The following is a 12,646-nucleotide window of genomic DNA, read 5'->3' as shown; positions in this document are numbered from 1 at the left end:
GGAATGAACGTGGCCACCGCCACCACCCTCGGCCCCCTGTACGTCTACGGCATCACCCCCGCCGAGAGCCGGCCCCCGCGCACCCGCGGAGTGGGCGACGCCCCCGTGCGGCTGCTGGCCGAATCGGGGCTGTGCGCGGCGGTCTCACCGGCGCCCGAGCAGATCCGTGCGCGCCGCCGGGACCTGCTGGCCCATCAGAACGTGCTCGGCGACCTCCTCGCCCAAGGCGCTGTCCTGCCCATGAGGTTCGCCGTCCTCAGCCCCGACGAGAACACCCTGCTCTCGCAACTGCGCGCCGACGGACCCCGGCTGGCGGCACAACTGGAGTCGGTCCGCGGCTGTGTGGAGATGAACGTCAAGGGCACACTGGTGCCCGACTGCCTCACCGATGTCGTACGCCGGGACGAAAAACTGCGCGTCCTGGCCCAGCGCACGCGGCGCAGACCGGACTACGAGGCCAACGTGCGTCTGGGCGAAGCCGTCGCCAAGGCCGTCCGGCGCGAGGCGCGGCGCGCCGCGCACGAGGTCCTCGCCGGCCTGACGCCGCTGGCGGTGCGCGTGGCCGAAGGACCCGTCGACGACGAACGGGTGCTGAGCGCCTCGTTCCTGCTGCGCGCCGGCGACGAGGAACCCTTCCGGCAGACGCTCGCCGCGCACGCCCGCGGCCTCGGGGACCGGCTGGCGCTCAGCGTGACCGGGCCCCTGCCGTGCTACAGCTTCGTCGACACGCGTCCCGCCACGGCCGGGCGGTGACGCGATGGGACTGGTGACCGGGCTTTTGCTGCTGCCCCTCGCGCCGGTGCGCGGCACCCTGTGGGTGGCCGACCACCTGCTGCAGGAGGCCCGGCGTCAGGCGTGCCACCCGCGTGTGGTGCAGGCGCGGCTGTCCGCACTGAACCGGGCCCTGGACGAGGGCACCATCGACGAGGCGACGTTCGAGAAGGAGGAGGAGCGGCTGCTCGACCTCCTCGACAGCCCCGTCCGGCGCCTGGACGACGCCCCGGCGGCGAAAACCGTGTCGCGGCCCGGAAGGAGGCGGACATGAACGAGTACCGGACCGCCATGGCAGCGGCCGTGGTGAGCGGCTACGTCCTGGGCCGCAGGAAGAAGGCCGGGCTGGCCCTCGCGCTCGGCACCTACCTCGTCGGACGGCACCTCGGCGTCGCCCCCGGCCGGCTGCTGCCCCAGGCCCTCGGCACGTTGCGCTCCCCGCAGATGCAGGACCTCGCCGACCAGCTGCGCGACGAGCTGCTGACCGCCTCGCACGCGGTCGTCTCGGCCGCGGACCGACGGCTCGCGGACCTCGCCGACACCCTGCGCGACCATGCCGACGCGCTCACCGGCATGGACGCGCCGGGCCGCCGTCCACCCCGCCGGCAGGACGAGCGGTACGAGGACGACTACGAGTACGGCGAGGACGACGGCTACGGCGACGCCCCCGACGCCCAAGACGCCCAAGACGCCTACGACGAGAACACATACGGCCAGGACCCGTACGAGCAGGACCCGTACGACCAGGACGGCTACCGGGAGGACGTGCAGGAAGGTGACGAAGACGCATACGACGAGCGGGACGACGTGTACGACGACGAGCGGGACGACGTGTACGACGAGGAACGGGACGACGCAGCCAGCCGCGAGTCCGCGCCCCGGCGCCGCTGATCTTTTCGGGAGCATCTCGTGACCGACGTCGCCACCTGGAACGCGGACCTGGACCCCCAGACCTGCCCACCGCTCGCCGGCAGCCTCGCGGATCTGCTCGAACGCGTCCTGGACAAAGGCATCGTGATCGCGGGCGACATCAAGATCGACCTGCTCGACATCGAACTCCTCACCATCCGGCTGCGCCTGTTCATCGCCTCGGTCGACACCGCCAAGAAGGCGGGCATCGACTGGTGGGAGACCGACCCGGCGCTGTCCTCGCGCGCCGCCCGTTCGGAGCTGGCCGAGGAGAACACCCGCCTGCGCGCCGAGCTGGCCGCGCTCAGGGGCCCCCACCCCGAGGCGTACGACGAAGCGGAGGAGGCCCGGTGAACGTGCCCCCACCTCACCGTCCACTCAGCGGACCGCTCCCGCCCGGGCAGACCCTCACCTACGTCTTCGCCGTGACCGGCACCCCTCTCCCCGCGGACCTGCCGGCCGCGACGGCGGGCCACGAAGAGGGCGGCCCCTTGCGCGTGCTGCGGGCCGGACCCCTGTGGCTGCTCGCCCAGGACGTACCCGAGTCGGCCTTCGCCGAGACGGCGCTGGCCGACCGGCTCAACCGGCCCGAGGAACTGGAACGCTGCGCCCGCGCCCATCACCGCGGTGTCCAGGCGGCCGCCCGCCAGGGCCCCGTCGTACCGCTGCCCATGGCCACCCTGTACCGCGGCGATGCCAACGCCGTGCAGGCCGTCACCGCCCGCGCACCGGTGCTGGGCGCCCTGCTCGACCGGCTCCGTGACCGCACGGAATGGGCCGTGAAGGTGCACCTCGCCCCACCCGCCCCGGCACCGGACAGACCGTCCTCAGCGGGCCGGGACGCCTCTCCGGCCGGCGGGCGGGCGTATCTGAGCAGGGCCAGCGCACGGCGCCACACCCGGCAACAGGCCCACGAGGAGGCATGGGCCGAGGCGATGGAGGTCGACACCGAGTTGCGGCGCCACGCGGTCGCCGCCACCCGGCACCAGCCGCAGAGCGAGCAACTGACCGGCAGACCGACGCCCCAACTGCTGAACGCGGCCTACCTGGTCGACGACACCGCACGAGAGGACTTCGCCCGCGTCCTGGCCCACGCCACCACCGCCGGCCGCCACCCGCACGTGGAGATCACCGCATCGGGGCCCTGGATCCCGTACTCCTTCGCACGGCCGGACCAGGACCGGGCCGACGCGACACAGCAGGTGCCCGCGTGAACGCGCCTACCGCCCCGCGGCCCGACCGCACCCCCGTGCCCTGGGACCAACCGGAACCGTGCGCGCCGATCGGAGTGCCCCTCGTCGACCTGCTGGACCGGGTCCTGGCCACCGGAGTCGTGATCAGCGGCGACCTGGTCCTGGCCGTCGCCGACGTACCGCTCGTCCGCATCTCCCTGCACGCCCTGCTCGCATCGGTCAGCGACCGGGTTCCCGCGCCGTGGCCGGACAGCGGGCCCCTGTGAGCGCCCCCCGCCCCCACGCCCTGGACCTCGATCCGGAACGGGTCGCGGGCGACCTCGCCGCACTGGTCCTGACGGTCGTGGAACTCCTGCGCCAGCTGATGGAGCGCCAGGCGGTACGCCGCTTCGACGAAGGCACACTGACCGTCGAACAGGAGGACCGTCTCGGCACCGCGCTCATGCTGCTCGACCAGCGGATGGACGAACTCTGCGCCCAGCACGGACTGCGCCGCAGCGACCTCAACCTCGACCTGGGCCCCCTGGGCCACCTCCTGGCAGACCCCCTGACCTGAGGCTTGTACGCGATTCGTACGCGATATGTACGCGCGATGAGGAGGGGATAGGCGTCGACGCTGAGACGGACGACCGGTGCCACACTGGATTGCGTGGCGGAGACAGGTCGACAGCTCACTCAGCGGCTTGAGCGGGTCATCATGAGCCTGCTGGAGCGCCGTGCCGACACTGCTTCGATCTGTCCGTCCGACGCCGCACGCGAGGCCTATGAGGGGGACGACGAAGGCTGGCGCGCCCTGATGGAACCCGCCCGTCGCGCGGCCTGGCGTCTGGTGGCGGCCGGCAAGGTCGAGGTGACCCAGGGCGGCCAGCCCGTCGCGGAGACCGAGGCACGCGGCCCGATCCGTATCCGTCGCGCACGCCGGTAGCCCGATGGGGGTCCAGGAGGCCGACGGTCCCTGTCAGGCGTGCTCAGGCTCCGATGGGGCGGCCCACTCGACGAACTGGACGATCACTCCGTTGGGATCGGCGACCTGGAAGAGGCGTTCGCCCCAGGGCTCCTCACGCAGCGGCATGGTGATGTCCACGCCCTCGGCCCGCAGCCGTTTCTCCTCGTGCTCTATGCCGGTGGTGGTGAAGGCGAGGATCAGGCCGCCGGCGCGCCGGTCGCGCTGGTCGGCCGGCAGCACCTCGGTGCCGCGGGCGAGCAGGACGACGTCCACCGCCGCGTCGTCGCGTGACAGGGAGGCGAACCCCTCGGCGGCGGCCTGCTCCACGTAGCCGAGGTGAGTGGTGAAGAACCGCTTCGAGGCGGCGACGTCGTCGACGGTGAGCGAGACGGTGGACGCGGTGATCTGCAAGGTGCTTCTCCACATCTGTTTTTGTTCAGGGCAAACTTACTACTGACGTAAATTTATGTCGCTTCACCTTGGGTGTGTCAACATAAAAATGCCACGAGGGTAAGATTGCCTCCATGGCGACTGACACCCCCTCGTCCGCGCCCCCAGGGCTGCGAGAAGTGAAGAAGCAAGAGACCCGACAGCTCATCTCCGACGTCGCCACCGACCTGTTCCTCAGCCAGGGATTCGAGCAGACCACCATCGCCGAAATCGCCGCCGCCGCGCGGGTGGCGAAGAAGACGGTGACCAACTACTTCCCGCGCAAGGAGGACCTGGCCCTGGACCACCAGGACACCTTCGTCGCCTCCCTGGCCGGTACGGTGAGCGGCCGTCAGGCAGGTGATTCGGCCCTGACCGCCCTGCGCCGTGCCTTCGCCGACGCGGCCGCCGCAGCCGACCCGGTCGCCGGATTCTCCGGCCCCGGCTTCGCCCGCATGATCGCCGACAGCCCCACCCTCTCGGCCCGCCTACGGGACCTGCACGACCTGCGAGAGGCCGCCTTGGCCGCCGCCTTGGCGGACACCACCGGCGCACCCCGCGGCGACATCACCCCCCGCACCGCCGCCGCCCTGCTCGGCGCCGTGCACCGCACCCTGTTCCAGCGCATCCAGGAACTCACCCTCGCCGGCCAGGACACCGCCCGAATCTCCGCCACCGTCATCGCGGAGGCGGACCGCGCCTTCGGCCTGCTGGAGTCCTCGCTCGCCGACTACGCCTCGGTCGGTGTCGGCGAACAGGAGCGGCCATCACGGCAGCCGTCCGGCCATGTCCGTCCCGCATAGGGCACTGGGCAGTCCGGCTACGCCAGAACAGAAGAGACCGTAACCAGCCGGCGTGCGGCCGATCGGAGTCTTCCTGATCGGTCGGCGAGTGGCCCCGGCTCGTGGCGGGCGAAGGCCAACAGGAGTGCGGCTCCACCGGGAACGCGGCGAGCGTGGCCGGCCACGCCTCGTCCTTCGCCTCGCGCGCTCCGCTCACGGCAGGGACGCGGTAGGTGAAGGGCACGCGCAGGTCGCCGTGGAGCCGGTGGTAGAGGGTTGCGGCTTCGACGCCGCGCCGCCAGTGCGCGTGTCCGGGGTGCAGGACGCGCAGGCTGACGAACGCGGCCGGCTGCGCGGGATCACGTGGGGTGGAGAACTTCAGCAGCGGCCGGGCCGGCGCCGACACCCGGCCGCTTCCTCGCCCGTGGTCCCGGAGCGGGTCTGTACGCCTCTGACACGGCTTCGCGCCTGCGGCTGGGCGAGTTGCTCCACGACCCGGGCGTCATGGGCGCGAAGGGCTTCCAGCAGCCTGGCCAACCCGCCGTACGCCCGGGAGGTGAGCGTGCCGGCGATCGTCTCCCCGGGGCCGAGCAGGACCGGCACCACGAGCGAGGCGACTTTGCCCTCGTCCGGCTGGACACGCGGCGCGCGGCCGACGGCCTGGACGAGGTCGGGGGCGGGCGGAGTGTCTCACGTGGTGGGAGCCACGAGCCGGGGACGAGCGCGTTGCGGAGCGGCAGCGCGTCGGCGAGCCCCGGATTACGGATCAGGCGGTCGCCTTGGGCAGGATGGACGCATGACCGAGATCCGCACCCCCAGACTCCTCCTGCGTACCTGGCACGACGACGACCTCGTGCCGATGGCGGACATCAACGCGGACCCGCGGGTGATGCGCTTCAGCGACGACGGCTCGGTGCGCGACCTGGAGCTCACGGCCGAGGACATCGAGCGGTGGGAGGAGGAGTGGGACGAGGAGGGCTTCGGACTCTTCGCCGTCGAACTGCTGGCCTCGGGCGAACTGATCGGCTTCGTGGGACTGTCCGTGCCCGAGTTCCTGCCGGAGGTGATGCCCGCGGTGGCACTCAGTTGGCGGATCGGCTCACAGTTCTGGGGCCAGGGATACGCGTCGGAGGCCGCGCACGCCACGCTGGAGTTCGCGCTGCAGGACCGCGGCCTGGACCGTGTCATCAGCATCACCCGGTTGGGGGACAACGCCTCCGAGAACGTCCTGCGCAAGCTCGGCATGGCGGCCGAGCGGGAGACGACACACCCGGTGCACGGCCACCCCCTGCGTGTTCACGCCATCGACCTCACCGAGTTCCAGGCATGAACCGGCCGCACCGGCGATCCCCCGGGACAGCCGGCCCCGTCCCCGCGCCCCCGCGCAGGCAATCGCGCCGGTATGCGGGGCTCCGGGGCGAATGCCGTGGCCGCGCCAGGGCGCAAGTCACGCAGGTCGGCGGGCCGGGAGCCTGTTTCTCTCTGGCGTGGGCCGTGCGCGGCGTGTAGCGTCGCCGATGTGGTTGTCGTGGTTCGCCGTTCCTGCCCGTGCCGCCAGGTGCGGGCGTTTTGTTGTGCGGTGTGCTCACGGCAATCCTTGCGGGTCTGCGCGGTGCGGACCCGGCTCGACCGAGAGGTATAAGCATGGCCAGCGGGACCGTGAAGTGGTTCAACGCCGAAAAGGGCTTCGGTTTCATTCAGCAGGACGGCGGAGGCCCCGACGTCTTCGCCCACTACTCCAACATCAACTCTTCCGGCTTCCGTGAGCTGCAGGAAGGCCAGTCCGTGACCTTCGACGTCACGCAGGGCCAGAAGGGCCCGCAGGCGGAGAACATCACGGTCGTCGCCTGACGACCGTCCGCCTGACCCCGCCCCCAGGAGACTCTCTTCCGGGGGCGGGCAGGGCCGGCGCGACATCCCCCACGACACACGCCGGATTGCGGCAGGTGCGAGGGCGGTCGGACGAGAGCGGCCCGAGCCGTGCAGCGCTGAGCGGCGAGGCCCCAGCGCATCTTTGAGGGCCGGTCAGCCCACGAGCAGCACGAGTTTGCCGCGCACCGTCCCCGCCTCGCCGACGCGGTGCGCGCGGGACACCTCGGCCAGCGGGAAGGTCCGGCCGACCTGGACGGAAAATCGTCCGGCCTCGGCCATGCGGGCGACCTGGGCCGGCGCGTAGGTGGCGCGGCCGGTGTCGCCGCGGCTGAAGCGGACGCCCGTTCGCTGCGCGCCGCGGAAGTCGGCGACCGTGATCACACGCTCGGCGGCGCCCGCGAGCTCCACGAGTTCGGGAAGGACACCGCTGCCGGCGACGTCCAGTGCGAAATCGACACCCGACGGCATGATCGCCCGGACTCGTTCGGGCATCCCGTCGCCGTAGGCCACCGGCTCGGCCCCGAGCGAGCGAAGCGCATCATGCGTGCCCGGACTCCCCGTGCCGATGACGCGCGCGCCGCGCTCCACGGCGAGTTGGACAGCGGCACTCCCCACGCTGCCGGATGCCCCGTTGACGAGCACGCAGCTGCCCGCTGAGACGCCGAGCTGGTCGAGCGAGCGCGCCGCGGTCTCGGCTGCCGCGGGGATCGCGGAAGACCTCGCGTAGTCCAATGAGTCCGGGATCGGGGCCCAGTACGACAGCACGGCCGACTCCGCCTGGGCCGCGCCGTACGGCGAGGCTCCGAAGACCCGGTCGCCGACCGCGACACCCGAGACACCGTCACCGATCTCGTCGACGACACCCGCGGCCTCGTAGCCCAGGGTCTGTGGCAGCTCCTGGTCCATCAGGCCCTGGCGCTTCTTCCAGTCGCCGGCGCTGACACCCGCGGCACGCACCTTGATCCGTATCTCTCCGGCACCGGGACGGGGATCGGGGAGATCGACGATCTCAAGGACCTCCGGGCCGCCGAACCGGCTGAACTGTGCCGCCCTCATGACGCACTCCTTCCGCGGAAGAAGTGGCGGATCGTCCGATACCGCGTGTGCGCGTACTCCCGGGCCGGCTGTCCGCTCGGCCCGGAGCACGTTTCTACTCCGATGCGCCGACCCTACTTCATGACCGCCCCCGCGGCCTCCGAGACGGCCTCCGAGACGACCACCCCCGCGAATGGCCCCGACGGGGGTGCGTACGGTGGCCGGCCCCGCGCCAGCGGGGCGGCCGCGTGGACGACAGGGGCGCCAAGCGGGCCGTACGGCGCCGACTACGACGCGCCGCGCAGGGTCAGCGCGGTCCGCGCCAGCCCGCGCAGCCAGGCGTGGGCGGGGTCGGTGTCGTAGCGCTGATGCCACGACAGGTGGACCGGTGCGAGCGGCAGTTCGAGTGGCAGGGGGAGCACGGCCAGGCCGAGGTCGGCGACCGCGGATCGCGTGGTGGCTTCGGGGACGCTGATCAGGAGATCGGAACCGCGCGCGAATTCCAGCGCGGCCGCTTCCGTGGGCGCGGTCGCCACCACCCGACGGGTGAGGCCGAGCCGCTCGAGGGCGTCGTCGAGGGCATTGCCGAGGTTTCCCCGCCGCGAGACGGTGACGTGCTCGGCGGCGGCGTACTGCCGGGCGGTGACGGTCCTGCCGCGGGTGAGGGGATGCCCCTGCCGTACGACGATCACGAGGCGGGACTCACCCACCTTCTCGGCGCGGATGTCCGGTGCGCTCGGCCGGTTGGCGTTCGCCTCCAGGTCCACCTCACCGCGCCGCAACTCCGGTGTGTCGATGCTCGATTCCGCGACGAAGCGCAACCGCACCCCCGGCGCCTGCGCACGCACGGCCGCGAGCAGTGCGGGGCCGCTCAAGGCGACCAGGGAATCGTGCCAGCGGAGGGTGAAAGTGCGCTCCAGTGTCGCCAGATCGAGTTCACGGCTCGGCGCCAGCACCCCCTGGACCTGGTGAAGCAGCTCGTGCACCTGCTCCCGGACGGCGAGCGCGTACGGCGTCGGAGTCATCGTGCGGCCGGTGCGCACCAGGATCTGATCCCCCGTCGTACGCCGGATGCGGCCCAGACTCCGGCTCATCGCGGGGGCGGTGACATGCAGGCGTGCGGCCGCCCCGGCCACACTGCCCTCCTCCAGCAGCGCGTCGAGCGCGGCCAGCAGGTTCAAATCCAATTGCATGCGAGTAATCCTAGCCGTGCTTTACATGCATTTGAAGTTAATCAAGGGGCTGGATACCGTCGAGACCAGAGCGCAGAACAAGCGCCCACAGCACGGCCCGAACGGCCTCACCACCCCCTCTTCACAAGGGAGTTCACCATGCCCGAAACACTTCGGACCACAAACGTCACCGCCACCGACGCCGACCTGCTCGACCAGACGGCGATCGCCGTGCGCACGGCCGGTTCGGCGCTGCGCGAGCGCTTCGGCGAGGCGGTCAGCCACCAGAGCCGCGAAGAGCTGATGCGCGCGCTCGCCGCCAACGACGACACGGCCCTCGCCATCCTGCGCCCCCGCCTCACGCACCTGCGCCCGGACGCCGGGTGGGTGGAGGACGAGCTGGACGGCGGGGCGCTGCCGCCCGGCGAATGGTGGGTCGTGGACCCGGCCGAAGGCAACGTCAACCACCTGCACGCCCTGCCGGAGTGGGCGGTGACCGCCACCCTCGTGCGCGACAACCAGCCGGTGCTCACCGCGGTCCACCTGCCGTTGACCGGCGAGACCTACACCGCGCTCGCCGGCGCGGGCGCCTACCTGGACGGCCGGCCGCTGCGCGTCTCCCGGACCGCGGACCTCGCCCTGAGCATCGTGGCCACCAGCCAGGCCCGGCCCGACGAGGACGACGACGTCGTACGGCGCGTCGGCTCCTCGATCACCGCGATGCTCTTCGACGCACTCGTCGTCCGCACCTCCGTGCCCGCGACCCTGCACCTGCTGAACGTGGCCGCCGGCCGGATCGACGCCTTCTGGCAGTTCGCCGGCGCCCGCGCGGACCTGCTGCCCGGGGCGCTGCTCGTCACCGAGGCCGGCGGACAGCTCTCCGACGCCCAGGGCCGCCCCTGGACCCCGCGCAGCGACAGCTTCCTGGCCGCCGCGCCCGGCGTCCACGCCGAGGCCGTCGCCACCCTCACCCGCTGACCCCACACCACGACCCGCACGCCCGAAGGGACCAGATCACCATGCCCGCGATCGCAGTTCTCGGAAACGGCCGCGTCGGCGGCAACCTCGCCGCCGCCCTCACCCGGGCAGGGCACGAGGTAAGAGTGGCGGACCGCACGCCGGGCGCCGCCGCCGACGCCATCCGCACAGCCCAGATCGTCATCAACGCAACCCCCGGCGCCGGCTCGCTGGACCGGCTCGCCGCCCTGCGCGAGGAACTGCGCGGCAAGATCCTCGTCGACGTCTCCAACGCCACCCTCGACGGACCGGACGGACTGCCCGCCGACCTGATCTACCCCGGCTCGAGCCTCGCCGAGCAACTCCAGGAAGCGCTCCCCGCAACACGCGTCGTCAAGACACTCAACACCATGCTCTTTTCGGTGATGACCGCACCGGCCACACTCACCCGGGCGCCCGACGCCTTCCTTTCCGGCGAGGACCCCCAGGCCAAGCAGACCGTCCGCGAACTCCTCGTCAGCCTCGGCTGGCGCCCGGAGTGGATCACCGATCTCGGCGGCATCCGGACCGCCCGCGCCACGGAGGCCGCGATCCTGTTCGTACCGCACGTGATCCGGGCCGACGGATTCGCGCCTTTCGCGATCTCGATCGCCCGCTGATCCGCACCCAGGCCGCCGCCCGCCAACCACAGGGCCGCCCAGAGGAGTTGCCGCTACGACGAAGACCGGGCGACAGCTTCCCCTACAACCCCTGTGCGACCGTGGGAAGTTACGCGGTCGAAGGACTCCCGGGCGCCCGGCGCCGCGCCACCCGGCGGGCACCGGGGCACGCGGTCCCGCGGTCGCCACGACAGCCGGCGGCCCGGGTGATGCCGCCCCGGCCGACCACACATGAATCCCGCTCCGTGGGAACACCTGTCATGTCCGACGCCATCCCGCGTCCGTTCGGAGCCACTGCACGTCCGGACACCGCGGCCGGACCCCGCCGAACGGAGAAGACGTGCCCGACCGCCGCAAGCGCGCCGACCGCGACGCGACGTCCGCCGCCCTGCGCACGCCGGACGCGACCGCCGCGCCGAAGGAGCAGCAGCCGGCCGGCGCCCCGCAGACACCCGCCCGGGACGACGGCCCGCCGACGCCGCAACCACCGGACGCGCAGGGAGAGTTACGGCAGCGGCGAGGCGTCGCGCTCGCCGTGTACCTCGCCTCGGCGACGCTCATACGCTCGGCGAGCGGCGGCGCTCCCGTCGCGCTCGTCGCGCTGACGCTGGCCCGGCCCGGGCACGGCGGGGCCGCGCTCGGCGGCGTCCTGGCGGCCCTGCTCACGCTGCCCAACGTCGCCGGGCCGTGGATGGCGCGCTGGCTGGAGGAGGCCCGCGACCCCCGATTCCGGCTCGCGGCCGCGTTCACCGTCTTCGGGCTGATGCTCGCCGGGACCGGTCTGACGCTGGGCCGTCTACCCGTCGTCCTGGTGGGTCTCCTCGTCAGCGTCGGCGGTCTGTGCGATCCGCTGATGACGGGAGGCCTCAGCAGCCGGCTCGCGCTGATCGTCGGCGAGGACACCCGCGCCCAGCGCCGGGCCGAGGGCTGGGACTCGGCGACCTACGGAAGCAGCAACATCCTCGGTCCGGCCGCGGTCGCCGCGATCACCGCCCTGACCGGGGCCCTGACCGCGGTCGTCGCGCTGGGCGCGGCCGGCGTGCTGGCCGGCCTACTGACGTTCGCGCTGCCCAGGGAGCACCGGACCGCCGCCGCGAGGCAGCGCTCGATGCCCGTACGGGACGCCCTCCAAGTGATCGTCCGGAAAGGTCCGTTGCGGCGCGTCATGATCGCCACGATGATCACCTCAGTCAGCACCGGCGGCGTGATGGTGATCGCGGTGGTCCTCGGCCGCAACCTCCAGGGCTCGGCGGGCGCGGGCGCCGCCCTCGGCGCCGCCTACGGCGTCGGCAACCTCTGCGGAGCTCTGCTGACCGGCGCGTTCCCCCTCACCGGGGAACCGGAGCGCTGGGTGCTGCGGCTGATCGCCGCGAACGCCGTGGCGGTCGGCCTCTGCGCGCTGGCACCCGGCTACGTCCTCGCCCTGGTGACCTTCGCCCTGGCGGGCGCGACGAGCGCGATCCTGTTCACCGCGTCCCTGGCCGTGCGCTCGGTGTACTCCCCGCCCAACGCCCGAGCCCAGGTGTTCGTGACGATGGCCGGGCTGAAGATGGCCGCCGGTTCGGCCGGCACGGCACTGGCGGGCACCCTGGTCGGCATCGGCCCGCGCCTCGCCCTGTGCCTCAACGCCGTCGTGGTCGCCTCGGCCGTCACCGTCGCCCTGACCGACCTGCGCCTGACCCGCCGCCGATCACCCGCGGATCCCGACGACATTCAATCGCCGGCGAACTGACAGGAACAAGGAGGTCGACGAGGACGGGCCGGTCGACGATCGGCCCCGTCCCAGAGCGGTTTCGTCCTTCGTGCGCATCGGCACGGTCGCCGGCCGTGCCGATGCGCCGCCCGCTTGCCTACACGCTCGTCGCGATCAGAGCTGATCCTGCGGAAGGTCCAGAGCGGCGGCATCGCTTGCCCCCGGNCC

The 12,646-nt window shown here is 72.3% G+C and carries 17 protein-coding genes; 14 read left to right on the top strand and 3 right to left on the bottom strand.

Annotated features, from left to right (window positions below):
• Window positions 1–3: 3 nt before the first annotated feature.
• The 8 genes from V7E45_RS28425 to V7E45_RS28390 all read left to right on the top strand — a co-directional run bounded on the left by V7E45_RS28425 (window position 4) and on the right by V7E45_RS28390 (window position 3,798).
• Window positions 4–753 carry a GvpL/GvpF family gas vesicle protein gene (locus V7E45_RS28425; protein WP_333777062.1) on the top strand — a complete coding sequence of 250 codons (750 nt, stop codon included), beginning with the start codon at window positions 4–6 and terminating at the stop codon, window positions 751–753.
• Between the two features lie 4 nt (window positions 754–757).
• Entirely contained in the window at window positions 758–1,045 is a 288-nt protein-coding gene (locus tag V7E45_RS28420; RefSeq protein ID WP_333777058.1) for a gas vesicle protein GvpG, read from the top strand.
• Window positions 1,042–1,662, top strand: a complete 621-nt coding sequence (locus V7E45_RS28415; RefSeq protein WP_333777057.1) for a hypothetical protein — start codon at window positions 1,042–1,044, stop codon at window positions 1,660–1,662. The genes V7E45_RS28420 and V7E45_RS28415 overlap by 4 nt, the downstream gene beginning before the upstream one ends.
• An 18-nt stretch (window positions 1,663–1,680) precedes the next feature.
• Window positions 1,681–2,034, top strand: a complete 354-nt coding sequence (locus V7E45_RS28410; RefSeq protein WP_443056272.1) for a gas vesicle protein — start codon at window positions 1,681–1,683, stop codon at window positions 2,032–2,034.
• 2 nt (window positions 2,035–2,036) lie between these two features.
• Window positions 2,037–2,894, top strand: a complete 858-nt coding sequence (locus V7E45_RS28405; protein ID WP_333777056.1) for a GvpL/GvpF family gas vesicle protein — start codon at window positions 2,037–2,039, stop codon at window positions 2,892–2,894.
• A gap of 35 nt (window positions 2,895–2,929) precedes the next feature.
• Entirely contained in the window at window positions 2,930–3,139 is a 210-nt protein-coding gene (locus tag V7E45_RS28400; protein WP_333777060.1) for a gas vesicle protein, read from the top strand.
• Window positions 3,136–3,429, top strand: coding sequence for a gas vesicle protein K (locus V7E45_RS28395; RefSeq protein WP_333777055.1), 294 nt, complete (start codon window positions 3,136–3,138; stop codon window positions 3,427–3,429). Before V7E45_RS28400 ends, V7E45_RS28395 begins: the two co-directional genes overlap by 4 nt.
• 93 nt (window positions 3,430–3,522) lie before the next feature.
• Window positions 3,523–3,798, top strand: a complete 276-nt coding sequence (locus V7E45_RS28390) for a DUF3253 domain-containing protein (RefSeq protein ID WP_333777054.1) — start codon at window positions 3,523–3,525, stop codon at window positions 3,796–3,798.
• A gap of 33 nt (window positions 3,799–3,831) precedes the next feature.
• Here V7E45_RS28390 and V7E45_RS28385 read toward each other — a convergent pair whose 3' ends face one another.
• Entirely contained in the window at window positions 3,832–4,230 is a 399-nt protein-coding gene (locus V7E45_RS28385) for a VOC family protein (RefSeq protein WP_333777053.1), read from the bottom strand.
• 113 nt (window positions 4,231–4,343) lie between these two features.
• On the opposite strand from V7E45_RS28385, the gene V7E45_RS28380 reads away from it, so the two are divergent.
• The 3 genes from V7E45_RS28380 to V7E45_RS28365 all read left to right on the top strand — a co-directional run bounded on the left by V7E45_RS28380 (window position 4,344) and on the right by V7E45_RS28365 (window position 6,881).
• Window positions 4,344–5,051: a TetR/AcrR family transcriptional regulator gene (locus V7E45_RS28380; RefSeq protein WP_333777052.1), complete on the top strand. Its 708-nt coding sequence runs from the start codon at window positions 4,344–4,346 to the stop codon at window positions 5,049–5,051.
• 775 nt (window positions 5,052–5,826) lie between these two features.
• On the top strand, window positions 5,827–6,360 hold the full coding sequence (locus tag V7E45_RS28370) for a GNAT family N-acetyltransferase (RefSeq protein ID WP_333777051.1): 534 nt from the start codon (window positions 5,827–5,829) through the stop codon (window positions 6,358–6,360).
• A gap of 314 nt (window positions 6,361–6,674) precedes the next feature.
• Window positions 6,675–6,881: a cold-shock protein gene (locus V7E45_RS28365; protein WP_190016681.1), complete on the top strand. Its 207-nt coding sequence runs from the start codon at window positions 6,675–6,677 to the stop codon at window positions 6,879–6,881.
• 174 nt (window positions 6,882–7,055) lie between these two features.
• On the opposite strand, the gene V7E45_RS28360 is transcribed toward V7E45_RS28365, so the two are convergent.
• Window positions 7,056–7,958: an NADP-dependent oxidoreductase gene (locus V7E45_RS28360; RefSeq protein ID WP_333777050.1), complete on the bottom strand. Its 903-nt coding sequence runs from the start codon at window positions 7,956–7,958 to the stop codon at window positions 7,056–7,058.
• Window positions 7,959–8,224: 266 nt separating this feature from the next.
• Window positions 8,225–9,130 (bottom strand): LysR family transcriptional regulator, encoded by a 906-nt coding sequence (locus V7E45_RS28355; RefSeq protein WP_333777049.1) that lies wholly within the window; start codon window positions 9,128–9,130, stop codon window positions 8,225–8,227.
• A 138-nt stretch (window positions 9,131–9,268) separates the two neighbouring features.
• Here V7E45_RS28355 and V7E45_RS28350 point away from each other — a divergent pair, with 138 nt between their 5' ends.
• The 3 genes from V7E45_RS28350 to V7E45_RS28340 all read left to right on the top strand — a co-directional run bounded on the left by V7E45_RS28350 (window position 9,269) and on the right by V7E45_RS28340 (window position 12,457).
• Window positions 9,269–10,087, top strand: coding sequence for an inositol monophosphatase family protein (locus tag V7E45_RS28350; RefSeq protein WP_333777048.1), 819 nt, complete (start codon window positions 9,269–9,271; stop codon window positions 10,085–10,087).
• Window positions 10,088–10,128: 41 nt separating this feature from the next.
• Window positions 10,129–10,725, top strand: coding sequence for an NADPH-dependent F420 reductase (locus V7E45_RS28345; protein ID WP_333777047.1), 597 nt, complete (start codon window positions 10,129–10,131; stop codon window positions 10,723–10,725).
• A 340-nt stretch (window positions 10,726–11,065) separates the two neighbouring features.
• On the top strand, window positions 11,066–12,457 hold the full coding sequence (locus V7E45_RS28340) for an MFS transporter (protein WP_333777046.1): 1,392 nt from the start codon (window positions 11,066–11,068) through the stop codon (window positions 12,455–12,457).
• The last annotated feature ends 189 nt before the right edge of the window (window positions 12,458–12,646 follow it).

Origin of the sequence: Streptomyces sp. IBSBF 3136 (genome assembly GCF_036815105.1) — a bacterium.
In the GTDB taxonomy this organism is placed as follows: Bacteria; Actinomycetota; Actinomycetes; order Streptomycetales; family Streptomycetaceae; genus Streptomyces.
Note: the sequence above shows the minus strand (reverse complement) of the source record. Positions and strands in the feature narration are given on the sequence as shown.

Bases quoted from the DNA above. Each gene is read 5' to 3' on its own strand.
- V7E45_RS28425 (WP_333777062.1), top strand. From the start codon at position 4: ATGAACGTGGCCACCGCCACCACCCTCGGCCCCCTGTACGTCTACGGC.
- V7E45_RS28420 (WP_333777058.1), top strand. From the start codon at position 758: ATGGGACTGGTGACCGGGCTTTTGCTGCTGCCCCTCGCGCCGGTGCGC.
- V7E45_RS28415 (WP_333777057.1), top strand. From the start codon at position 1,042: ATGAACGAGTACCGGACCGCCATGGCAGCGGCCGTGGTGAGCGGCTAC.
- V7E45_RS28380 (WP_333777052.1), top strand. From the start codon at position 4,344: ATGGCGACTGACACCCCCTCGTCCGCGCCCCCAGGGCTGCGAGAAGTG.
- V7E45_RS28370 (WP_333777051.1), top strand. From the start codon at position 5,827: ATGACCGAGATCCGCACCCCCAGACTCCTCCTGCGTACCTGGCACGAC.
- V7E45_RS28365 (WP_190016681.1), top strand. From the start codon at position 6,675: ATGGCCAGCGGGACCGTGAAGTGGTTCAACGCCGAAAAGGGCTTCGGT.
- V7E45_RS28360 (WP_333777050.1), bottom strand. From the start codon at position 7,958: ATGAGGGCGGCACAGTTCAGCCGGTTCGGCGGCCCGGAGGTCCTTGAG.
- V7E45_RS28355 (WP_333777049.1), bottom strand. From the start codon at position 9,130: ATGCAATTGGATTTGAACCTGCTGGCCGCGCTCGACGCGCTGCTGGAG.
- V7E45_RS28350 (WP_333777048.1), top strand. From the start codon at position 9,269: ATGCCCGAAACACTTCGGACCACAAACGTCACCGCCACCGACGCCGAC.
- V7E45_RS28345 (WP_333777047.1), top strand. From the start codon at position 10,129: ATGCCCGCGATCGCAGTTCTCGGAAACGGCCGCGTCGGCGGCAACCTC.